Source organism: Aquimarina rhodophyticola (genome assembly GCF_042434915.1).
GTDB lineage: Bacteria > Bacteroidota > Bacteroidia > Flavobacteriales > Flavobacteriaceae > Aquimarina.
Genome location: NZ_CP170198.1, coordinates 610648 through 636330 on the forward strand (window position 1 = coordinate 610648; position 25683 = coordinate 636330).

At 34.4% G+C, this 25683-nt stretch carries 15 protein-coding genes; 9 read left to right on the forward strand and 6 right to left on the reverse strand.

The features are described 5' to 3' along the window. The first annotated feature begins 19 nt into the window (after window positions 1–19). The 4 genes from tilS (at window position 20) to ACE939_RS02755 (ending at window position 7137) form a co-directional block, all read left to right on the forward strand. Window positions 20–1339, forward strand: coding sequence for a tRNA lysidine(34) synthetase TilS (gene tilS / locus ACE939_RS02740; protein ID WP_378187250.1), 1320 nt, complete (start codon window positions 20–22; stop codon window positions 1337–1339). Beyond that, window positions 1336–3321 (forward strand): cytochrome c biogenesis protein CcdA, encoded by a 1986-nt coding sequence (locus ACE939_RS02745; protein WP_378187251.1) that lies wholly within the window; start codon window positions 1336–1338, stop codon window positions 3319–3321. Before tilS ends, ACE939_RS02745 begins: the two co-directional genes overlap by 4 nt. An 88-nt stretch (window positions 3322–3409) precedes the next feature. Continuing rightward, complete coding sequence (locus ACE939_RS02750; RefSeq protein ID WP_378187252.1) at window positions 3410–5260, forward strand: CocE/NonD family hydrolase; 1851 nt, start codon at window positions 3410–3412, stop codon at window positions 5258–5260. Window positions 5261–5274: 14 nt separating this feature from the next. Beyond that, window positions 5275–7137: a DUF885 family protein gene (locus ACE939_RS02755; protein WP_378187253.1), complete on the forward strand. Its 1863-nt coding sequence runs from the start codon at window positions 5275–5277 to the stop codon at window positions 7135–7137. A gap of 50 nt (window positions 7138–7187) precedes the next feature. Here the strand turns inward: ACE939_RS02755 and ACE939_RS02760 are convergent, their stop codons facing one another. The 6 genes from ACE939_RS02760 to ACE939_RS02785 all read right to left on the reverse strand — a co-directional run bounded on the left by ACE939_RS02760 (window position 7188) and on the right by ACE939_RS02785 (window position 18016). Further along, window positions 7188–8480: an HlyD family secretion protein gene (locus ACE939_RS02760; protein WP_378187254.1), complete on the reverse strand. Its 1293-nt coding sequence runs from the start codon at window positions 8478–8480 to the stop codon at window positions 7188–7190. A gap of 19 nt (window positions 8481–8499) precedes the next feature. Continuing rightward, window positions 8500–10704, reverse strand: coding sequence for a peptidase domain-containing ABC transporter (locus ACE939_RS02765; protein WP_378187255.1), 2205 nt, complete (start codon window positions 10702–10704; stop codon window positions 8500–8502). A 159-nt stretch (window positions 10705–10863) separates the two neighbouring features. Next, window positions 10864–12312, reverse strand: a complete 1449-nt coding sequence (locus tag ACE939_RS02770; RefSeq protein ID WP_378187256.1) for an alpha-amylase — start codon at window positions 12310–12312, stop codon at window positions 10864–10866. A gap of 8 nt (window positions 12313–12320) precedes the next feature. Beyond that, on the reverse strand, window positions 12321–13445 hold the full coding sequence (locus ACE939_RS02775; RefSeq protein ID WP_378187257.1) for a SusE domain-containing protein: 1125 nt from the start codon (window positions 13443–13445) through the stop codon (window positions 12321–12323). A 41-nt stretch (window positions 13446–13486) separates the two neighbouring features. Next, window positions 13487–15052, reverse strand: coding sequence for a RagB/SusD family nutrient uptake outer membrane protein (locus ACE939_RS02780; protein ID WP_378187258.1), 1566 nt, complete (start codon window positions 15050–15052; stop codon window positions 13487–13489). An 18-nt stretch (window positions 15053–15070) separates the two neighbouring features. After that, entirely contained in the window at window positions 15071–18016 is a 2946-nt protein-coding gene (locus ACE939_RS02785) for a SusC/RagA family TonB-linked outer membrane protein (protein ID WP_378187259.1), read from the reverse strand. A gap of 222 nt (window positions 18017–18238) precedes the next feature. On the opposite strand from ACE939_RS02785, the gene ACE939_RS02790 reads away from it, so the two are divergent. The 5 genes from ACE939_RS02790 (at window position 18239) to ACE939_RS02810 (ending at window position 25681) form a co-directional block, all read left to right on the forward strand. After that, window positions 18239–19261 carry a LacI family DNA-binding transcriptional regulator gene (locus ACE939_RS02790; protein ID WP_378187260.1) on the forward strand — a complete coding sequence of 341 codons (1023 nt, stop codon included), beginning with the start codon at window positions 18239–18241 and terminating at the stop codon, window positions 19259–19261. Window positions 19262–19388: 127 nt separating this feature from the next. After that, entirely contained in the window at window positions 19389–20768 is a 1380-nt protein-coding gene (locus tag ACE939_RS02795; RefSeq protein ID WP_378187261.1) for an MFS transporter, read from the forward strand. After that, window positions 20768–21433 carry a beta-phosphoglucomutase gene (gene pgmB, locus ACE939_RS02800; RefSeq protein WP_378187262.1) on the forward strand — a complete coding sequence of 222 codons (666 nt, stop codon included), beginning with the start codon at window positions 20768–20770 and terminating at the stop codon, window positions 21431–21433. The genes ACE939_RS02795 and pgmB overlap by 1 nt, the downstream gene beginning before the upstream one ends. A gap of 8 nt (window positions 21434–21441) precedes the next feature. Next, window positions 21442–23748, forward strand: coding sequence for a glycoside hydrolase family 65 protein (locus ACE939_RS02805; protein WP_378187263.1), 2307 nt, complete (start codon window positions 21442–21444; stop codon window positions 23746–23748). A gap of 76 nt (window positions 23749–23824) precedes the next feature. Next, window positions 23825–25681 (forward strand): glycoside hydrolase family 13 protein, encoded by a 1857-nt coding sequence (locus ACE939_RS02810; protein WP_378187264.1) that lies wholly within the window; start codon window positions 23825–23827, stop codon window positions 25679–25681. The last annotated feature ends 2 nt before the right edge of the window (window positions 25682–25683 follow it).

The following is a 25683-nucleotide window of genomic DNA, read 5'->3' on the forward strand; positions in this document are numbered from 1 at the left end:
CAAAGAAATTTTTATAGAAGTGTTAGCAGATTTTAAAAAGCATTTAGAAACAAACTTTTCCTTCCTATACAAAGAAAGATTTTTGATTGCATGTAGTGGAGGATTAGATAGCATGGTGCTCGTACATTTATGCCGTGGTTTAAACCTCGATTTTGGCGTTTTGCATTGTAATTTTAAATTAAGAGCAGTTGATAGTGATACTGATGAACATTTTGTGGTAGAGCAAGCAGGTATTCTTGAAGTACCGGTTTACACCATCGAATTTGATACAGAACGATATGCCCAAAATCATAAACTGTCAATACAGTTAGCAGCTAGAACGCTACGGTATAAATGGTTTAAAAAAATGGCAATACAACATGCATATCCATATGTGCTTACTGCGCATCATGTAGATGATGTTTTAGAAACTTTTTTGATAAACTTATCAAGAGGCACTGGACTCGAGGGTCTTACAGGTATACCAGAGAAAAACGATATTTTTATACGACCATTGTTACCTTTTTCTCGAATAGAAATAGAAAGTTATGCCAAAAATAAATTAATAGCCTGGAGAGAGGATGCAAGCAACCAAAACACCAAATATTTGAGAAATCAATTTCGGCAATTAGTTATTCCAGAGTTAAAAGGTACGAATGAACGGTTTTTAAAGAATTTTGAAACGACCCGAATACAACTTAATAAAAGTCAGTTGTTTATTGAAGCAGAAGCGCAACGAATCAAAGAACTATTATTTGAGACACAAGACAATGGAGAAATTCATATATCTATCTCAAAGCTTCTCAACTATGGAGATCCAAAAATTTATTTATACTTTATTCTTAAAGACTTTGGTTTCACGGCGTGGAGTGATATTGCTAAACTTATCAACTCACAATCTGGAAAACAAGTATTTTCGCCTACCCACCGAATATTAAAGGACAGAAATCTATTAATTATTTCTTCACTGACTTTAAAAAAAGTGCCGGTAAAAACGTATCGAATAGAAAAGGAAGAAACTACCGTAATGGTTCCTATTGGCACCCTACATTTTAAAAATGCAAATGCTATTGAATCTACTGAGAAAAATACAATCTATATTGATCAAGAAAAATTAAAATATCCTTTAACCGTAAGAAAATGGGAAAAAGGCGACTATTTTTATCCCATAGGAATGAAAGGAAAAAAGAAATTAAGTAAATACTTTAAAGATGAAAAATTATCTTTGCTCGATAAAGAGCGCGCCTGGATACTTTGCTCGGGTTCTGATATTGTTTGGATAATTAACTATCGAGCAGATGATCGTTTTAAAATTCTATCGAATACAAATCAATTATTAAAAATTACATTGGCTACATGAGATTACTTTTAGTACTTACATTATTTAGTCTATCCTTTACAGGAGTCAATTCTCAAACTTTTGATCCAATAAAGTGGACATCAGGAGTAATAAAAGAATCTGATACAATCTATACATTATATTTTGAGGCTACTTTAGACAAAGGTTGGCATTTGTATTCTCAACGCGTTGCAGATACTGATGAAATTGCTCCTACACCAACAGAGTTTTCATTTACAGCATCTCCAGAAAAGTACCAACTACTTGGAGAGACGATAGAACCAGAAGGGATTGAAAAATTTGATAAGATATTTGAGATGGATATCAAATATTTTGAAGAAAAGGCTCGATTCACACAAAAAATTAAAATTCTTGATTCCGATTTGAATAGAATCTCTGCAGAGGTGTTTTTTGCAATTTGCGATGATGTTCGTTGTTTGGCTCCAGATACGGTTGTATTTGAGTTTATCTTAAATCCAAATACTACTATATCAGATTCACAAAGTAATACAGTTACGCTTACCGATACAGATATCAATAAAACCAAAGCGCTTAAGTTACCAATAAAACAAACAGAAACATTTTTACAAGATACGACAGAGGAAAAAAGCTACGTGAGCATTTTTATCTTAGGTTTTTTAGGAGGTTTAATAGCATTGTTAACACCCTGCGTTTTTCCTATGATACCCTTAACAGTTTCGTTTTTTACTAAAGGATCACAAAACCGTAACAAAGGAGTGTTTAATGCAATTTTATACGGAGTTTTTATTTTTGTAATCTATGTGCTCTTAAGTTTACCTTTTCATTTATTAGATTCGGTAGATCCCGAGATCCTAAATACGATTTCTACGAATGTGATATTGAATTGTATATTCTTTATCATATTCATTGTTTTTGCTATTTCATTTTTCGGCTATTTTGAAATAACCTTACCTGCTTCTTGGAGCACTAGTTTAGATCAAAAAGCAAGTAGCATAGGTGGTACTGTAGGGATCTTTTTTATGGCACTAACACTTGCTTTAGTATCTTTTTCGTGTACTGGTCCGATTTTGGGTTCACTATTAGGGGGATCTTTAAGTAGTGATGGTGGAGCGCTTCAACTTAGTTTTGGTATGGGAGGCTTTGGTTTGGCTTTGGCTTTGCCCTTTGCCTTATTCGCCTTATTTCCTAATTGGCTAAACTCCTTACCAAAAAGTGGCGGTTGGCTTAATACAGTAAAGGTAGTGCTAGGCTTTATTGAACTCGCATTGGCTTTTAAATTTTTGTCAAATGCAGACCTAGTAGAACATTGGGGAATATTAAAGAGAGAGATTTTTATAGGAATATGGATTTTAATTGGAATTGCTTTGGCTTTATATCTTTTTGGTAAAATAAGGTTTCCACATGATGGACCCAAGCAAAAATTGAGCAGGATGCGAAAAACTCTTGGTATGGGGGTTTTAATTTTTGTAGTTTATCTGCTCCCAGGGTTAACTAATACGACTTATGCTAATTTAAAACTACTGAGTGGTTTCCCTCCACCATTGTTTTATAGTGTTTACGATAAAGAATCACATGGCCCCTTGGGACTTAACGCATATACAGATTTTTATAAAGGTTTAGCTGCAGCCAAAGCAGAGAATAAACCTATGATTATTGATTTTACTGGTTGGGCCTGTGTTAACTGTCGTAAAATGGAAGAACAAGTTTGGAGTCATCCAGACGTTATGGAAATTTTGAAAAATGAATATATTCTTATTTCACTTTATGTAGATGACAGAGAAACATTGTCTGCTTCCGAACAATTCAATTACATAAAATCTAATGGGAGCTTAAAGCGTATAAAAACTGTTGGTGATAAATGGGCTACGTTTCAAACCATAAACTTTAAAAATAATTCACAACCTTTTTATGTACTTCTTGATAGTGATTTAAACATGCTTGCAGCTACAGTGGGATACACTCCTGATATTCAGGAGTATTTAAAATGGTTGAAAAAAGGATTGACAAATGTCATACAGTAGGATTGTAAGAATGTGTTAAAATCTCCTTAAAATAACTGTAGGCATACAGTCATTTTTTTATCTTCAACATCGAACTAAACATATTTAGATGCAACTATTAAAACATTCCATAATAGTAGGGTTATCCCTGCTATTATCATTTACATCCATTGCTCAACAAGCAGATAATTATGATGTAAAAGCCCAGTACACTAAGACAGAAGTTGATATCGCTATGCGAGATGGTATCAAACTTCATACGACAATTTACAGTCCTAAGGACACTTCAAAAAAATACCCTATTTTAATGCATCGTACGCCATATAGCTCAAAGCCCTATGGTGCAGATCAATTTAGATCTAAAATAGGACCTAATGAATTTTTGATGAAGGAGGGAAATATTATCGTGTATCAAGATGTTCGAGGACGTTGGATGAGTGAGGGTAAGTATGACAACATGCGAGCATACATTCCTAATAAAAAGGGAAAGCAAGTAGATGAAGCTAGTGATACCTATGATACTATAGAATGGTTGATAAATAATGTAGAGAACACCAATAAAAAAGTTGGAGTTTGGGGGATATCATATCCTGGATTTTATGCTACATATTCTCTACTTGATGCCCACCCTGCATTAAAAGCAGTTTCACCACAGGCATGTATTGGCGATTTCTTCTTTGATGATTTTCATCATAATGGAGCTTATTTGTTAAGTTATTGGAGAGCCACTGCGGTATTTGGTTACCAAAAAGAAGAACCTGTTAAGGAGAGTTGGTATGAATTTCCAAAACTAGAGAGTCAAGATCAATATCAATTTTTTCTGGATGCAGGACCTTTAAGTACTTTAGATCAATATTATAAAGAAGACAACGAATTTTGGACACAACTTAAGGAACATCCCAATTATGATGAATTCTGGCAGAAAAGAGGTATTATACAGCACTTAAAAGATATCAAACCGGCAGTGATGGTTGTAGGCGGACTTTTTGATGCAGAAGATCTATATGGTCCTTTTGAAACCTATAAAAATATTGAAAAGAAAAGCGATAATTACAATATAATGGTTTTTGGACCTTGGAGTCATGGTGATTGGGCACGAACAAAAAAACGTCAAGCCGTTGGTAATGTATATTTTGGAGATGACATCTCTTTAAATTATCAGAAGAATATAGAAACAAAATTTTTTAATAACTTTCTTAAAGGCGAGGGTACTGCTAATACAGGACTTTCTGAAATCCAAATATTTGACACGGGTAAGAAAGAATGGAACTCTTTTGAAGTTTGGCCTCCAAAATCATCAGTAAAGAAAACGTTATATTTAAGTAACGATCAGAAATTAAAAGAAAAAGCTGGAGAGGGAGCGGTAGATTTCATTAGTGATCCAGCAAAGCCAGTACCGTACTCTGAGGATATAAAGATGGTTTTTACACCGCGTAAATATATGACAGATGATCAGCGATTTGCGGCAAGACGTCCTGATGTTTTAGTTTTTGAAACTTCAGTACTAAAAGAAGATATGACACTCTCGGGAGAAATTTTAGCAAAATTGCAAGTAGCTACTACAGGTACAGATGCTGATTGGGTGGTTAAAATAATTGATGTTTATCCAAACGATGTCAAGGATACTGAAGAAACTCAGGATCATTTAAAAATGAGTAACTATCATATGATGGTTAGAAGCGAGGTAATGAGAGGAAGATTTAGAAATGGTTTTGAAAAGCCAGAACCTTTTGAGCCTAATAAAAAGACTGCGGTCACTATCAAACTTCAGGATGTTCATCATACCTTTAAAAAAGGTCATAAAATGCAAGTACAAGTACAAAGCACTTGGTTTCCACTAATAGATAGGAATCCACAAACTTTTGTGCCGAATATTTTTAAAGCAAGTGCTTCAGACTTTACTAAACAAACACATACAATTTATCATGACTCATCTATCGAGTTTACGATGCATAACTAACCTAATTTTAGATCATGAATAAAATAATAGCAGGTAGCTTACTCTTATTAATAGTCACAATAATAAGTTGTAAAGACAAAGTAGCAACCGAAAATACAGAGGTTCTCAACGAAAAAGAAATAGCTCAATACTCTCAAAAATTAAATGCTTGGTTTGAGGAGCAATTTCAAATCGAATTGGCAGATTCACCTATGATGCAAACATATCTTGGTGTAAAAACTGATGATTATGGTAAATGGGATGATATTTCAAATCAGAAAGAGGTAAAAGAATTAGAAAGAACAAAACAACGTCTTGCCTACCTTAAAGATTCTGTCGCTATAAATAAATTAGATAAAGCAACCTTATTGAGTTATACCTTATTTAAGCAAAATCTAGAAAATGATATCGAAGATTTTGAGTATCGCTTTTATACGTATCCCGTAAATCAAATGCACGGTATGCAAGCAGAAATTCCTGCATTTTTGATTAATATGCATAGTATTGCAGATACAACAGATGCCAATGCCTACATTTCAAGACTAACCAAATTAGATGCACTATTTGGTCAATTAGTTGAAAATCTAAAAATTAGAGAGAAAAATGGAATTTTACCTCCTAAGTTTGTTTTTACGAAAGTATTAGGCGATAGTAAAAATATCATTACAGGTAAACCATTTGATAATTCTAAAGAAGAAAGTACTTTACTTAGCGATTTTAAAAATAAACTGAAGACCTTAGAATTAGAGAAAGAAAAAGAAAGTGCTTACATTAAAAGAGCCGAAAAAGCTTTAATGACTAGCGTAAAACCAGCTTATGAAAAGCTAATTGTCATGCTAGAGGATCAACAACAACGAGCTACGACAGATGATGGTGCGTGGAAATTTCCTAAAGGAGAAGCTTTCTATAATAAAGCTTTGAAACGCACTACTACAACAGATATGACAGCTAATGAAATCCATGAATTAGGACTTAAAGAGGTATCTCGCATCCATAAAGAGATGAAAGATATCATGAAGCAAGTGGGTTTCAAAGGTACGTTACAAGATTTCTTTAAATTCATGAAAGAAGATAGTCAATTTTACTACGCAAATACAGAAGAAGGTAAGAAAGCATATCTCGATGAAGCTAAAGAACTTATAAATACAATGAAAGGTAGATTGGATGAGTTATTTATAACAAAGCCAAAAGCCGATATCGTTGTAAAAGCTGTAGAGCCGTTTAGAGAAAAAAGTGCTGGTAAAGCTTTTTATCAAAGAGGAACCCCAGATGGTTCGCGTCCAGGAACGTACTATGCCAACTTATATGATATGGAGGCTATGCCAAAATATCAAATGGAAGCCCTAGCATATCATGAAGGAATCCCTGGGCATCATATGCAAATTTCAATAGCACAAGAGTTAGAGAATATTCCGAAATTCAGAAAATTTGGTGGTTATACAGCTTATATCGAGGGTTGGGGATTATACAATGAATTTTTACCCAAAGAGATCGGAATGTACAGTGATCCTTATTCAGATTTTGGACGTTTGGCGATGGAGCTTTGGAGAGCGTGTCGTTTGGTTGTAGATACTGGTATTCATGCAAAGAAGTGGACTCGTGAAGCTGGTATTAAATATTATGTAGAGAATACTCCAAATGCAGAAAGTGATGCGATCAAAATGGTAGAACGCCATATTGTAATGCCAAGTCAGGCAACTGCGTACAAAATCGGAATGATCAAAATACTTGCATTACGTAAAATGTCTAAAGAAAAGCTGGGAGATAAATTTGATATTCGTGAATTTCATGATGTAGTTTTGACAAATGGAGCATTACCATTGAATGTATTAGAACAACTGGTAAATGATTGGATTGACAAAACATTAGCATCAAAGGACATAAAAGAAAACGTATAATGTTGTTTTTTATAGTATCTACAGAAAAGAGGTCTTAAGTGACCTCTTTTTTATTTATTTAATAAATTTCTGAATTGATAAAAGAAGCGTTCAATAAGCCGTAGATCCTCTGTTATGATTTCGACAACACCACGCATTTCTTGTTTAAATACTATTTCTTTACCATAGGATGTAACCAAAGTATCAGGTAACTCTACATCGATAAGATATAAGCCTTCTGTATTAGGTAAGAGAGAGATACTTTTGACGGTGCCTGTAAGCATACCAAATTCATTATCTGGATAATTTTCTAATTTAATATTGGCTACCTGTCCTACTTTAATTTTACCAGAATTTTGGGTTGGTGCTTTTATTTTTGCTATATAAGAAGAGTCCTCGGCAGGTATTATAATAAAGACTAAATCTCCCGCAGTTACATTTTGATTTACAGTCCAGTAATTTAAAAAAGAAACATGTCCATGAATGTTGGATTGAAGCACGTATTGTTGTTCCCAATCTTTTATGCTTTTTTTAAGTTGATCAAAAGCTTGTAGCACACGTTTGTAAAGTGCAATTTCTTCTTTTCGCTGATTAATCTTTGTTCCTTTAGAAGTTTTGGTTGCATTACTTATACTTTCAGTAATTTGAGATAATTGAACATTATTACTCTCATAATTTCTTTTAGTTTGTAAAAAATCAAGCTCCTTATTCTCGTACTCCTGAGCAGAAATAACTCCTTTGGTGAAAAGGTTTTTTTGACGTTCTAATTCCTTTTTCTTAAAATCTAACTCAGCTTTATTAATATTTTTTTGAGCTTTTAAGCTCTCTAATCTACGATACAATTCAGATAATGAGATTTTGTTAGCTAAAGCTTCATTAGAGTAGGGTTGCAATTCTTGATTGAGTATGTACTCAGAATAACTATTCTCAAAAAGCGCAAAACTTGTTTCAATATCGCCTAAAAATAAAACTGGCAGTTCCTCAATCGGAAAATAAAACCCTTCTTTTTTTATACTAATCGTATCGATAATGGATTGTAATAAAAATACATCTTTATAATTGGCATTGTTTTGTAGTATGGCTAAGGGGGTGAGTTCTGGTACAAGTTGTCCGTCTTTTACCAAAATTGCTTCTAGTTTACCCGTTACTTTTGCGTATTCTTTTTGTGGTGGTATTTGAGTGGTGATTATAGCCTCTGCTGGGATTACATCTGGATATTTAATTAACCAAGATAAAAAGAGCAGTAAGAGTACAAGTACTAGAATAAGACCATTGCCCCAACGTATCATCCAGTGCGGTACTCTGGTCAGTATTTCTTGAACCTCTTCACTTCGTAATTGTATAGTATCTAACTGTTCAGACATTTTTCTTGGGCTTTAGCAATTAATTTCCTAATTCGAGTTGATTTTTAACTAAATTGAAGTAGTTTCCTTTTTTTGCTATTAATTCTTGATGATTTCCCACCTCTACAATATGCCCATGCTCGAGAACTACAATTTTATGTGCATTTTTTACAGTACTTAGTCGATGTGCAATTACCATTACTGTTTTATTTTCAAAAAAACGGTCGAGCTTCTCCATAATTACTTTTTCATTATTTGCATCCAAAGCTGAGGTTGCTTCATCAAAAAACAGAAATTTAGGGTCTTTATATACAGCTCTAGCTATAAATAATCTTTGTTTTTGTCCAGTACTTAAACCCACACCCTCCATTCCGATTTTTGTATTGTAGGATAGCGGAAGCGATTCGATAAACTCTTGTATATTGGCAACATCTACCGCATGAGCTAATTTCTTTTTGTCTATATAATCGTCTCCTACCGCTATATTATTAGCAATTGTATCGTTAAAAATATAGCCCTCTTGCATCACTACTCCAAATTGATCACGCCAAGATTTTTGAGAGATGTTTTGTAAATCAAAGGATCCTAAGAATATTTTACCATTATTAGGTTCATAAAATTTTAATAGCAACTTCATCAACGTGGTTTTACCACTTCCACTTACCCCAACAATTGCAGTAATTTTATTTGCAGGAATAGTTAAACTCAGATTTTCTAGTACGGGCTGATCACTGCCTACATATCTAAAGTCTAAGTTTTTAATAGTGAATCCAACATCGTTGGGTATATCTTTAATTTTTTCATTTTTTGAAACTTCTTCATCTTCTTTATTATGTATTTCGCCTAGACGTTCAAGTGATATTTGAGCATCTTGTAATTCTCTTAAAAAATTAATGAATTGAGTGATTGGCGCATTTAATTGACCCACAATTGAAGTAATTGCGAGCATCATACCCAGCGTTATCTCACCATCAATAACAAGTTTGGCAGAGAATACAGTGATTAATATATTTTTAAGCTCATTGATAAAAGCAGAACCTACACTTTGGTATTGCTCCAACGCTAAGTTTTCTACAGAAATTCTAAATAATTTTGCTTGTACAAATTCCCAGTTCCATCGCTTTCGTTTTTCGGCATTATGCAATTTAATTTCTTGCATACCATTAACTAATTCTATCACTTTACTTTGTTCTTCGCTTATTTGTGAAAAACGTTTGTAATCAAGCTTTTTACGTTTTTTGAAAAACAGTAAAACCCACGAAAAATACAAAATACTTCCGATAGCAAAAATCCCAAAAATAGCCAGACTGTAGTAGATTAATACAATGCTAAACACTAAGAGGTTCACAAGCGAAAAAAGTACATTTAAGGATGACATGGTCAAAATACGCTCAATTCGTTTATGATCATTGATACGTTGTAACAAATCACCTGTCATTTTTACATCAAAATAAGAAATTGGTAAATTCATTAATTTGATAAAAAAGTCCGAGATTAACGAGATGTTGATTCGTGTACTTAAGTGAAGCAAAATCCAGCTTCGTAAAACATCAATAAGTGTGCGACCAATAAATAAGGAAAGCATTGCAATTAAAACCAAGTATACAAAATTGATATCTTGATTTTTTATACCTACATCAACAATACTCTGCGTAAGAAATGGAGTAATTAACTGTAGTAAACTACCTGCTGTTAAACCGAGTATAAGCTGATAAATAAATTTACGATACTGTATAACATATTTGGATATGAACTTGAAACCAAATTTTTCCTTTTCATCCTCTATAGCATCCGAATAAAAGTTGGGCGTAGGTTCTATTAGCAGGGCTACACCTTCTTCGGTACTTTCATTAGCATTGTTGCCTATCCAGGCAGCTATAAATTCTTCTTTGGTATAGGTTATTAAACCATGAGCAGGATCAGATACATAAATAGTGACCGATCCATTTCTAAAAGTTTTAATTTTATAAACTACAACATAATGGACTTTTTTCCAATGCACTATGCAGGGTAGCGGAGCTTCTTTTAATTGGTTTAAAGAAAGCTTCACTCCTAAAGACCTAAATCCAATTTTTTCTACAGCTTCACTTAAGCCTAATAACGAACTTCCTTCTCTGGTGGTTTCACTTAACATTCGCAGATTAGCGGTATTGAGGACACGACCGTAGTGTTTTGCAATAATTTTTATACAAGTGGGACCGCAATCTTTAGATTCAGCTTGTTTGTAAAATGGAAATTTTGCCATTAAGCGAAATGAGTTAAGTTGGTTTTAATTAAAATTTAAGTGTACAAAGTAAGAAATTTCAATTGAATCTACTACAAGTCATGTATAGGAAACATGTCTAAAAACCAAAAGAAGCACATAAAGCGCTTCTTTTGGTTATAATAAGATAAGACTAATTATTTATTTTGCGATTGACCAGATACTAAAACTTTTTGGAGGTGCACTTAGTATAGTGGTTCCGCTTAAATTAGTGATGGGATTGTCTTTTGTATTATCTGTATAATCAATAAGCGTTTTATTTGTCCAAGAAGTGTTAACTTCATGAGTGGCAATTTCTGTACCTATATTAAGGTAAAGAATTAAACCAGGATTATTATCTGTACCTTCTCTTTGCATAATATATTCGTTCTTAACCGCTTTCATAATTTTTACATTTCCGCTAGCCAAACTATTACGAATACGTATTAAATTTTTAAGTTGTTCTTTGAACAATGGATTTTCAAAGTCGCTATAAAATAAAGTGGGATATCCATCATGCATTAAAATATAGGCGTGTGCCATCATTTTGTTAGCATAACTAATACGATTATTCAAATTTTCTTCCTTCTCTGTATCATGATTAGCAATGAATGTAACTGCTTTATCGGGATAAATTTTACGAAGCATATTTTTAGACTCTGCTAGAATACTGAGATCCTTTTCTCTATCCAGTGCCTCTTCTAATCGATAGAAACAAGCAAAATCAAATGCTGCAGATTGTGAAGCATCTACCCAATCCTTCAATGTATTGGCATTACCATCAAAATTCTCTCCGACAGAAAATCCACCCACTTTTTTATTCCATTCAGCAACTACAGAAGGAGCAAAGCTTTTTACATAGTCAAAGCGCCATCCATCAAAACCTAGAACGTCTTTGTAAAAATTAGCGACCGAGTCGTCTCGTAACCATAGCCAGTCTTGTACATATTGCTGATCATGACAAAGATCAGTTTTTTCAAAAAACAAAGCTTCAGCATCATTTGTATGAATGGAGTTTGGGTGAAAATGCTCATAATTCCGATTAAATTTGCCAGAAGCATTTCCGTTAGCTTCATTAAAAAGACTATACACTTTTGTATCTCCCGGTCTATATGGATTGTCTTGTTGACCCCCTCCAGAATTATGTCCCAAAACAATATCTGCTATAACTTCAATATTATTTTGATGGGCGGTATTTATCAATCCTTCCAACTCAGCGCGTGAGCCGAAACGAGTTTTGATGGTTCCATGCTGATCAAATTCACCTACATCAAAATAATCAGAAGGATCATACCCCATCGAAAAACTTCCGGATTGACCTTTACCAGGAGCGGGAAGCCAAATACGATTAATTCCAGAATTAGACCAATCGGTTAGTTTAGTTTCGACTGTGGTGTACCATTCACCAATTGGTTCAACATCCCAGTAAAAGGCTTGCATCATAACACCTTGTGTATCTCCCGTATATTGAGATAAATCAAGTTTTTCTATACCCGAATTTTCTTTGTTATTTGAAGCGTCATCATCGCTTGAACATGCGCTAAATATAAAAACTATTCCTCCTAAGAGAGAAATAGTTTTTGTAGTATATTTTTTTAAGAAATCTATCATGATATAGCTTAACTTCTAGGTATGAGGATGTAGCGACCGTCCAAGTCATTAAACCAAATATCATAGGTTCCTGCGATAACTGGGATTGCAGGAGGATCACCTGCGGTAGTTGTTGTTCCACTAAGTGCAGTTGTACCACCCCAATTACCTGGCCAGTCATTACTATGTCTAAACTTCATAACTCCATCAAAAAGTTCGACATCATTAGCATACCATATATGTGGGTTAAATGTTGATTGAAATAAATCTGTATCTTCATTCCATCCTGTTTCATCCCCTGTTCGAGCCGTACCAATATAACCAATAGTTGTATACGTTGGTGCTGCAGATGCGTCTATAGGATCCAAAGTATAAGTTAGGTCCTCTGTATTTACCTGAAGACTATAATAACCTGCTGCACTTGTTACGAAAGGACCAGGATCATCCCCCAAAATATCACTTGATGTAAAACTTCCTCCATCAAGCCCCCATTGAGGTTGCCAATTTCCTTTAGATTCTAATAATTTAAATTCATTAGCATCAAAATACCCTGAAAAATAGTAAGTATTGGTGTTTTCGGCATCTCTAAATAAATAGGTGTTGGTTGCATTGTTATTCCAATCTTTATCATTTGCGATTCCATCTTTATTTGTATCCACCGCATTACCTACTAGAAACAAGTCTCTAAGAAGTATCACTTCTCCGTATGTAGTTACTGTAAAAATTACCGTATTAGAAACTAGCTTCTCTACTTGTGTTGTACCTATTGAAGAACTGACTCGAATTTCCAGATCACTTTGAGCATTGGGTTCTAAACCTAATTTTAGAATTTCGCTGTTTAATTCTTTTACCGTCCAAGAAAAAGAGGTCTCATTGGTTTGACCAACTACTCTCGAGGTTTCGAATCCTGTTGCTGCAACGCCCATTTCAATTACATAATCGATCTGAGTATTGATTCCATAATCACTGGGTTCCCATTCTAAAGTTATCGCAGTGGTATCAACATCTGATTTTTGTAATACCAATTCGGTATTAGGTGTTTTTATCTGTAAAGCCGCATTTGGCTCAGCAATGATTTTATCGTTATCATCTTCACAGGATTGCAGTCCTGTACATAAGATTGCTGTTACCAAAAGAAATATTATTTTTTTCATTTGTTTGATTTTTTAATTTCAGAAAATGTCATCTAATTCAATTAGTAACCATCGTTTTGTTTCAAACTTGTATTCGCATTAATATCAGAGGAGGGGATAGGTAAAAGATCGAGATGTGAAGAAGTCGAAATACCTGCAGGAACTCCACCTTTCCATGGCCATAAATAAGTACTAGTTGAAAATCTGCCATACCGGATTAAGTCTGTTCTGCGATGCCCTTCCCAATATAATTCTCTTGAACGCTCGTCAAGAATAAAATCTAAAGTCAAATCACCGTCTGTAATATTTCCAGAAGTGTCGCCATAAGCACGCTCGCGGATACGATTAACGTATGTGACGGCATCTGTTATAGAACCTGTATTACTGCGTAAAGCTGCTTCAGCATACATTAAATACACATCGGCTAATCTAAACATAGGAAAATCAACATCAACAAAATCTCCTGCAACATCAACTCCAGGATTACCTTGTCGATCTACATTTCTCCATTTTGTAATAGCATACCCATTTTCAAAAGTTCCTATGGATTCAATTTCTAGAGTTTGTCCATCTGTAAAAAATAGTGCACGACTGTCAATATCTCCAGTGGTATCTGGAAATTTATTTACTAAGGCAGAAGTTGTTCTTAGTCCAGCCCATCCACCATTAATTCCAAAATCGGCTGGGTCCATTTTACCACCTACCGGTGCATGTGTCAAGAATGTAGTTCCTCCAAAATTTTGAGTACTTAAACCATCAAAATTTGCGGAGAAAATAATTCCCTTTGACAAAAAGTTGTCGGCTAAAAACAAGTGTTGATAGTTACTCTCGAGCGTATGTTTTGTATTAATGACTTTTGCTGCATAGGTAACTGCATCTGCATAACGCTCCTGACCCGTGTATACTTCTGCATTAAGATATAATTTTGTAAGTAATGTCCATACTGCACTTTGATCGGCACGGCCATATTCATTTTGTAACGTTGCTTTAACTGTACTCTCAATCGCTAACAGTTCTGATTCTATATAAGTGAATAAATCGTTACGCTCTATTTGCTCTGGAAAGAAAAAGCTAACTTGATCCTCTTCGGTTACAAAGGGTACATTACCAAAAAGATCAATAGCATGCCAGTAGCTTAAGGCTCTTAAAAATCGTGCTTCGGCAATGAGTTCATTAATATTTTCTGGAGTATTATCTCTGGAAGATGCCTGACGAATAAATTCATTACAAGCACTAATCTGAAAAAAAATACGATCGTAAATATTTTGTATAAATGGATCTGCAACGGTCCAGCTTTGCGCATGAAAATCGGCAATGGATCGATCTGCCCATCCAATAACGGCTTCATCGGTTGTTAATTGTTGTGGTAACCAATACGCACGGATGTACTGCGATTCATTTACATCTGTATCAAAAAGATCTGTACTTTCGGTACCGCTTTGACCCGAAACAGATAATCCGGCGTATAAACGTATTAGAACGTTATAGTAAGCATCCTTAGAACTATATAAATCATCTGCAGCTGTTATGTCTGGATCCTCTAAGGCAATATTGAGATCATCTGCGCAAGACGCTAATAAAAATATTCCTGTACAGAACAAAATTAAATATATTTTAAAATTTTTCATTGTATTCAATGTTTTCAATTAAAAGTCTACGTTTATTCCAAATAAGTAAGTTGTAGGTCTTGGATAGATGTTATCATCAATTCCACCTTGAATTTCTGGATCTAACCCATCATAATCGGTAATTGTGAGCACATTTTGTACAGTCGCATACAGTCGTACATTTCTAATTTGGTCGAGAAGATTATCGAAATCATAACTCAAAGTAACACGATCCAGTTTAACAAAAGATGCGTCTTGGATGTAGTAATCTGAGAGAAAGTTTTCTGCTGTAAAGTTACTTTCTAACACGTTTTCGACAGAGTTGGATAACGTGTTGTCATAACGCAACACATTATTGTAATAACCTGTATTTGATTGTACATTATTATAAGCATAATTTCCAAAACTTCCTCTCCATGCCATATTTAATCCCCAGTTCTTATAACTCAAATCAGTATTAAGACCAGTAAAGATATCGGCTGTTGGGTTTTCATATCTATAAAGATCATTTGGATTTATTTGCCCATCATTATTACGATCTACAAAAACGCCTTCAATTGGATTACCATTTGGGTCATAGACTTGTTGGTATACATAGTAAGTAAATGGAGCATATCCTACAGAGTGAATTTGAATGTTATTTCCAGTCCCGCCAGCAATACCTCCTTGTGGTATACCTACGAAATTGGGATCTTGTGTAGCATAAAGTTCACTTATTTCTGTGTCAAAGTAGGTAATATTAAAGTTAATATTAAGTTGTAAGTCATCTGTCTGAACAGGAATCGCATTTAAAGAAAACTCGATCCCTTTATTTTCAATTTCACCCACGTTAGCAGCACCCTTATTAGATAATCCTGATCCAGCTGGAAACGATAGGTTAGTTATTAAAAGATCTTTAGTTTCTCTATAATAGGCATCAACACTACCACTTAGGCGATCTTTAAACAAACCATAATCCAAGCCGATATTATAAGTGGTAGTTTCTTCCCATTTTAGGTTATCATTATATGGATCGGCTCGGTATGTTGTCACAAAGCCATTACCAATAGGGTATTGAGAGTTCTGATTGCTGCCAGTGTAAGTAGGGATATAAGGTAAATAGAAACCTGTTCCTAAATCTTGCTGTCCCGTGACACCCCATCCTGCTCTTAATTTTAAATTTGAAACTGTCAAAGACTTTTTCAAAAAGCTTTCATTAGAAATGTTCCAGGCAACCGCTGCTGCAGGAAAATTACCCCACCTATTGTCCTTATTAAATCGCGAAGTGCCATCACGTCGATAGGTGAACGTAAATAAATATTTACTATCATACCCTAAATTAATTCGGGTAAAATAAGACTGCAAATTAAGATTAAGAAAAGTATCTTTTAAAGTTTCAATGTCTGGATCTTGAATGTTAGTGAAATCTTCTTGTTCTGTATGAAAATCTTGATATTCGTATCCAGCTAATATTCCCAGATCAAACGCATTCAATTCTTTAGTATAATTTAACGTAGCATTGAGTAGTTGATTCTCCTTCTGCTGATTATAGGTATCCTGCGCAGATAATCCAGTATTAAAGGCATAGGAGGAGAAGTAATCTGTAGCTTTAACTTTACTACCGTTACTCGAAGTTTTATCGAGTCCTAAATTTAAATTAGCACGTAATTCGGGTAGAAAATGAAATTTATAGTCAAATGCTATATTACTGATTGATTTAAAAGCATTAGAAGCATCGGTTTCCTGTAATAAAAGCGCTACAGGATTTTTTGCAGCTAGTGTAATAGGGCTACCATTAGCTTCGGTCCACTGATAAAAATTATCAAATTGAGGAAAATCACCGTATACTGATTGTGTTGGATCAAAAACAATCGCAGCACCAATTGCATCAGTAGTTGCAAAACGATTTTTAATCAGTGCGGTTTTTGAATTCAAATTAATTTTAAGGTGATTGTCAAAAAACTTATGTGATAAGGCTGCAGAGAGTGTAGTTCGTTCCAAACCAGAAGTCAATAACACCCCTTCTTGATTATTATAACCTATAGAAGCTCTATAAGTGAAATTTTCTATACCACCTGATAGACTAATATTATGGGTATGACTAACAGATTGTTGAAAAATTTCATCTTGCCAATCTGTATTAGCAGTGCCCATCAAACCAATTTGAGTAGGGTTTCCACGATCGTTTACAACTTGTCGAAATTGATCGGCCGATAACACCTCGATACTTCCTGTAACATCTTGAATGGACAGGTTACTCTCATAATTAACTTTTAACGAACTACCGCTAGTTCCTTTTTTGGTCGTAATCAAAATTACACCATTTGATGCTCTAGATCCATAAATTGCAGTTGCTGATGCATCCTTAAGAATCGTAAAACTTTCAATATCATTTGGATTTACAATGTTAAGCGGATCTCGTAACCCGGCAATGTCGTCATTATCAAGAGGTACACCGTCGATAATAAAGAGTGGTTTATTGGATGCATTGAGTGATGCACCTCCACGAATACGAATTGTCTGAGCGCTACCTGGAGCACCTCCAGCTGAAGTTATTTGTATTCCTGGAGCTTTACCAGTAAGTAAATCTGCAGGTGAAGTGGTTACTCCTTTGTTAAGTTCTTTTGAGGTGACTGTGGATATTGAACCTGTAAGATCTTTTTTCTTGGTAGTACCATAACCAACAAGTACTACTTCTTCCAGTTCGGCTGCATTAACTTCTAGAAAAGCATTGATTGTATTTACGCCCGCAAAAGCTATTTCTTGAGATTTAAAACCGAGATAAGAAAATGTAAGAATGTCTCCTTCATTTATATTAGTAATTGTATAGTTTCCATTAAAATCTGAAGTCGTTCCATTAGAAGTACCCTTTACAATGATATTTACACCCGGTATAGGTTGTCTATTGTTAGCGTCAGAGACGACTCCACTTACAGTAGACTGTGCAAAAAAGCTCAAGGGGATCATCAAAAAAAAGAACCAAGAACTTATAGTAACTGTTTTCATAAATAAAATGATTTGTTAATGTGTGCTTAACTTATATTTCTACTTTCTGCACACAATGTAGATAATTTCCATGGTAAAAATCGTACTGAAAGTTTTAGAGAAGCTACGCAAACGTTTGCGTGTGGAAAACTTTTAGATTTATGTAAAATTTTAAGTAATAATTTAATCATATACCATATTTTCGCCCGTAAATTCTGAATTTATTAATTTGATATTTTACATATGAAACAAAAAGTAACCCTAAAGCAAATAGCCAAAGAACTTGATGTTTCTATATCTACAGTTTCAAAAGCGCTAAAAGATAGTGTCGAAATAAGCAAGGATACTAGAGAAAAAGTAAAAGCCTTTGCCAAATTTTATAACTATAAACCCAACAATATAGCGCTAAGCCTTAAAAACCGAAAAACGAAAACTATTGGTGTTATTATTCCAGAAATCGTACATCATTTTTTTACTACCGTAATTGGCGGTGTAGAGAAAGTAGCCAATGCCAAAGGATACAATGTTATTATTTGTTCTTCTAACAATTCATTTGACAAAGAAGTTATAAATATGGAAATGCTTGCGAGCGGAAGTGCCGATGGGTTTATAGTTTCTGTGGCAAAAGAAACTCAACAACGTAAAGATTATCATCATATTGAAGAAACTATAAGTCAAGGAATGCCAGTAGTTTTATTTGATAGAATCATTGATGAACTGGTATGTGATAAAGTGATTATTGACGATGCAAAAGGCGCACAGAAAGCAGTGAATCACTTAATATCCAAAGGATGTGCAAAAATCGCAATTTTGACGACCGTTGATTATATTAGTGTGGGTAAGTTAAGAACTACTGGTTATTTAAGAGCCCTTAGAACACATGATATTCCTGAAAGAGAAGAATATATATTAAAAATTGAAGATATAGAACATTGCGAAGAGGAAATAGCAAAATTTTTAAAAACCAATGATTTTGATGCTATCTTCGCTGTGAATGAACTATTTGCAGTGACCGCTGCAAAAATTTTATATGCCAATGGCAAAACTATACCCAATGATGTTTCTCTTATAGGATTTACCGATGGTATATTATCTAAACATTTTATTCCAAGCTTAACAACCATTAGTCAGCATGGTGAGGAAATGGGAGAACGTGCTGCAAAATTGTTAATTGATAAATTAGAAGGAGATCCATTAGCCGTCGAAGAATATAAAACAGTGATTATTGACACAAGTTTAGTCGAACGTGAGTCAACAAAAAAATAATAGGCATGTATTTAATCAAAAAAATATAATATCTTTGGCTCCTATCAAAACTTATATTTCTACTTTCTACTAAATAAGTTTTGATAAGTCTTACCGCTTATCAAGTTAAATTTTAAACAGTTACTTGATGAACAAGCGTAAATTAAGTTTCTGGGAAATTTGGAACATGAGTTTCGGTTTTCTAGGGATACAATTCGGTTTTGCCTTACAGGGAGGCTTTATGTCTAGGATTTTCCAGACACTAGGAGCAGATAAAGATGCAATACCGTATCTATGGATTGCAGCTCCTTTAACAGGTCTATTAGTTCAACCTATAATCGGATACTTGAGTGATCGCACTTGGAGTGTTCGTTGGGGTAGAAGAAGACCTTATTTTCTAATTGGGGCTATTTTAAGTTCGATAGCATTATTTCTAGTACCACATTCTCCTACATTATGGATGGCAGCAGGTTTTTTGTGGATTTTGGATGCATCAATTAATATTTCGATGGAACCATTTAGAGCTTTGGTAGCAGATAAGTTACCAGACTCTCAGCGTTCTTATGGCTTTGTAACACAAACTTTAATTATTGGTATAGGTACTTGGGTAGCAAGTAATTTACCTTGGATGGTTTCAAAACTCGGTGTTAGTGATGCTGCACCAGCGGGAGTCATTCCTATGTCTGTTAAGGTAGCTTTTGCGATTGGAGCCTTAGTTTTTTTACTTAGCATCCTATATACAGTACTTACTACAAGTGAATATCCTCCCGAGGATATGGCTGAATTTGATAGAGAGAGAAAAAAGAAAAATCAATTTATCAAAGATATTCTCAATAATATTGGAGATATGCCAACTACAATGAAAAAATTGGGGCTTGTACAGTTTTTTAGTTGGTTCGCATTTTTTACAATGTGGAGCTTGGCTAATCCAGCACTTACAGAGCATGTGTTTAAAACTCCTGCTCCAGTAGAAACCAATTTCAATATGGAACAACCTGAGTCTGCTGCTGCGTTTGGTATCGCAAATACTGCTTTTCAAAAGTCTTCAAATGAGGTAGGTCGTTATATGGGATATTATGGATTATCATCTATGGCATTTGCTTTATTATTGACATTTTACACTTCCAAAAAAAGAATAAATCGCAAATTCATACATCTTGCGTCTCTTCTGTTAGGCGGGATAGGTTTTATCTCTATGTATTTTATAACTACTCCAATTTGGTTAATGGGATCTTTTATCCTTATTGGATTTTCATGGGGTAGTATTTTATCAATGCCTTATGCGATGCTATCAAGCTCTGTAGACCCAAAAAAAATGGGAGTAATAATGGGAATATTCAATATGTTTATTGTTATACCTCAAATTATTGCTGCTTTGGGTGGTGTTAATTGGGCGTATAAACTACTTGGAGAACAAACTATAAATGCAATGATTGTAGCAGGAATAAGTTTGATAATTGCAGCACTTTGTAACCTATTGATAACAAATAAAGATGCAATCACATACATTCCAAAAGTAAAAGAATAATGAATAAGAAAGGTTTTATATTTGATTTGGATGGTGTAATTGTTGACACTGCCAAATACCATTATCTCGCATGGAAAAATTTAGCAAAAGAATTAGGAATATCTTTTTCTCATATTCAGAACGAGCAATTAAAAGGCGTGAGCCGCATTAGATCGCTAGAAAAAATTCTAGAATGGGGTAATTTAGAAATTTCTAAGGAGAAGTTTAATACACTACTTGCAGAAAAAAATGAGGAGTACCTGTCCTACATAGACAAAATGGATGAGAATGAAATTTTACCTGATGTCTCTAGGGTATTAGAATATTTACAAACTCAATATTGCGGAATTTCACTGGGCTCTGCAAGTAAAAATGCTCGTATAATTTTGGATAAAGTAAACTTGAGACATCATTTTGAAGCTGTTGTCGATGGGACAGATGTTACCAAAGCCAAACCCAATCCAGAGGTGTTCTTAAAAGGAGCTCAAATGCTTCAAATACCACCAGAACAATGTATAGTTTTTGAAGATTCGGTTGCTGGTATTCAAGCAGCAAATTCAGCAAAAATGATTAGTATAGGAATAGGTGATAGAACGATATTACATGAAGCAGATTATGTATTTGCTAATTTCACAGAAATGAATAATCAATTTATAGACCTGTTATTAACCACAACAAAAGCTTAAATAAAAATATGAATCAGGATTATATACAACCAAATGTTTGGTCACTGATAGAAGAGGGGTTTGATGTTGCTCGCGTCAAATCATCAGAAAGTCTTTTTAGTATCGGAAATGGTGCTATGGGGCAACGTGCAAATTTTGAAGAGCAGTACACGGGACCTACGTTTCAAGGAAGTTATATTGCTGGAGTTTACTACCCAGATAAGACCAGAGTAGGATGGTGGAAAAATGGGTACCCAGAATATTTTGCAAAAGTTTTAAACGCTCCCAATTGGATAGGTATTAATGTTGAAGTTAACGGAGTTGTACTAGACCTTTACACCTGTAAAAGGGTTTCAAAGTTTAAAAGGGAGCTAAATATGAAAGCAGGCTGGTATGAACGCTCATTCGAAGCAATACTTTCAAATGATGTTAGAGTTAACGTGAAGGCCAAGCGCTTTTTAAGTTTATCACAAGATGAAGTAGGAGCCATCGATTACCAAATAACAGCATGTGATCAGGATGTTACTGTTAGATTTATACCTTATCTCAATGCTGCAATTACCAATGAGGATACAAATTGGGATGATCAGTTTTGGGAGTCTTATGAGGTAGATACTGATGATCGGATAGGGCAAATTTGTTCTAAAACATTAAAAACAGATTTCCATGTTTGTACTGGGATGCTTACTAATGTATTGCTAGATGGAGTTGCTCAAAACATTCAGCCAAAGATTACTAAGAATACTACCAAAGTTGAATTTTTATACGAAATACAAGTTAAACAAGATCAAACTGTATCGTTGCAAAAATTTGGAGGGTATACGGTATCATCCAATCACAAACAAAGCGAATTAAAAAAAGAGAGTAAAAAAACACTTACAAAAGCTTTTAATAAAGGTTTTGAAACTTTGCTGAAGGAACAGGAAGATGCTTGGTCTCAAATATGGGAAATGGCAGATATCGTTATCCAAGGAGATGTAAAAGCACAACAAGGTATTCGATTTAATATTTTTCATCTTAACCAAACCTATTTGGGTAAGGATCCTCGTTTAAATATTGGTCCAAAAGGATTTACAGGCGAAAAATATGGTGGGAGTACTTACTGGGATACCGAGGCATATTGTATACCTTTTTACATGGCGACCAAAAGTCATGAAGTGGCTCGTAATCTTTTATTATATCGTTATAACCATTTGGATAAGGCCATTGAGAATGCAGAAAAGTTAGGATTTACCAATGGAGCTGCATTATATCCAATGGTTACCATGAATGGTGAAGAATCTCATAATGAATGGGAAATTACGTTTGAAGAAATCCACCGTAATGGAGCTATGGTATTTGCAATATATAATTATGTGCGCTATACGGGAGACTATTCTTATATACCCGAAAAAGGATTAGAAGTTATGATTGCGATTGCAAGATTTTGGCAGCAGCGAGCGACTTTTTCTGCCGAAAAGAATAAATTTGTTATTTTAGGAGTAACCGGACCCAACGAGTATGAGAATAACGTTAATAATAATTGGTATACTAATTATTTAGCACAATGGTGTATTCGATATTGTATTGAAAATCTAACAAAAGTTGAAGCAGATTTTAATGCATCGTATCATAAAATCATTAAAAAAACCGGACTTACAAAAGAAGAAGTTTCTAAAATGATTGAGGTAGCAGAAGGAATGTATTTTCCTTATTCAACCAAACATGAGGTTTACCTGCAACAAGATGGATTTCTAGATAAAGAATTAACTACAGTAGCAGAACTAGATCCTTTAGAGCGACCTATAAATCAAAAATGGAGTTGGGATCGTATATTACGTTCTCCATATATTAAACAAGCAGATGTATTGCAAGGCTTTTATATGTTTGAGGATCATTTCTCAAAAGAACAACTTAAACAGCATTTCGATTTTTACGAACCGTTTACCGTTCACGAATCTTCGCTTTCTCCTTGTGTGCATAGTATTCAAGCTGCAAGTTTGGGAAGGGTAGATCAAGCGTATACATTTTATTTGAGGACATCTAGATTAGACTTGGACGATTATAATAAGGAGGTAGAAGAAGGATTACATATTACCAGTATGGCAGGGACGTGGATGAGTATAGTCGAAGGTTTCGGGGGATTGCGAATTAAAGATGATCAGCTATCATTCACTCCGCATATTCCAAAAGAGTGGACAGCTTTTTCGTTTAAGGTAAGCTTTAGAAACCACATCCTGCAAGTTTCTGTATCTCACAAAGAAGTATCTTTTGTATTGGAAGGTTCTAAAGAGTTAACGATTCTGGTAGATAATAAAAAGGTAACAGTTCAACCCAACGATTTAGTTATAGTTTAAGAAATAGAATATTTTTATGAAAAACTCCGACTAATTTTCAAATAGTGACTCACACAAAATATAAAGATAAGTAATGATGAAGATTAAACTTTTAACACTAAGTATTTATTGTCTTTTTGCAATTGGTAATGCACAAATTAAAAAAGTTGAACCACCTTTTTGGTGGAGTGATATGGAGACCTCTCAGTTACAAGTTTTATTTTATGGGGATAGCTTATCAAATTATAGCATACAGGCAGATGGAATTGACATCTTGAAAGTTGATAGCGTAAAAAATCCAAAGTACCTATTTGTGACTATTGATACAAAAGATGTAGCCCCGTCTACAGTCATTTTCAATTTTATGAAAGATGAAAAAGTAGTTTTCTCTCACAATTACGAATTTAAAGAGAGAAAATCAACGTCTCGTAATAGAAAAGGTTTTGACAGTAGCGACGTGGTATATTTAATCATGCCTGATCGTTTTGCAAATGGCACTACTAATAACGACTCACACCCAGAAATGATAGAGAAAGATTCACGTTCTGTTGGTGGGGGCAGACATGGTGGCGATATTAAAGGGATTTTACAAAATCTTGATTATATCGAAGAATTAGGAGCTACAGCAATTTGGAGTACGCCCTTATTAGAAGATAACGAACCTAAGTATTCTTATCATACATACGCACAAAGTAACTTATACCGAATCGATCCAAGGTATGGTACCAATGAGGAATATATCCAACTAGCTGATGCATTACACGCTCGCGATATGAAATTAATTATGGACTATGTAACAAACCATTGGGGCTCCAAACATTGGATCATTCAGGATTTACCATTTGCAGATTGGATACATCAATGGCCAGAAGGATTTACACGAAGTAATTATAGAATGGCAACACAATTTGATAAGTATGCCTCGCAAGTAGATAAAAGAGGATGTATGAATGGTTGGTTTGATACAACCATGCCAGATTTAAATCAAAGTAATCCTTTTGTATTGAAATATATCACACAAAATGCTATATGGTGGATAGAGTATGCTGGACTGGATGGATTACGAGTAGATACCTACTCATATAATGACAAAAATAGTATCGCCAAATGGACTCAGGCAATTATGAATGAGTATCCTAACTTTAATATCGTTGGTGAAGTTTGGATGCACGACCAAGCTCAAATTGCATATTGGCAAAAGGATAGTAAGATTGGAGCATTAGACAATTATAACTCTCATCTGCCTTCGGTGATGGATTTTACTTTGCATGATGCTATTGTTTCAATGTTTTCTGAAGATGAAACGGGATGGGATAAGGGTATGATACGAGCGTATGATAATTTTGTAAATGATTTTCTGTATCCAAACACAAATAATATTATGGTATTTGCAGGTAATCATGATACCAATAGAATTAACGGAATATTTCAAAGTGATATCAAAAAATATAAACTTGCATTATCTTTGATACTAACAACACGAGGGATTCCGCAGTTATACTATGGAGACGAGATCGGTATGGTGGGTAATCGCGATACAAAAGGAGATAGCGATATACGACGAGATTTCCCAGGAGGATGGTTTGTCGATGGTCAAAGTGCATTTAAACCAGCGTCTACAAATCATGGGCGTACCAATGATCAAGAGGCATATTATGCATTTACAAAAAAACTTTTAAATTGGCGTAAACAGGCAACAGCTGTACATACAGGCAATCTTTTGCAATACATACCCTTTGATAATGTCTATGTTTATTTTAGATCCAATGCTACTCAAACTGTTATGGTTATACTTAATAATAGTTCAAAATTGAAATCATTGGACACTGCTCGTTTTAAAGAAGGAATTCAATCCTACACAGTAGGACAAGATGTTATAAGTAATGAAAACTATCCTCTTGATTCAAAAATTGTACTACAACCAAAAACCGCTTTAATTTTAGATTTAAATTAGAA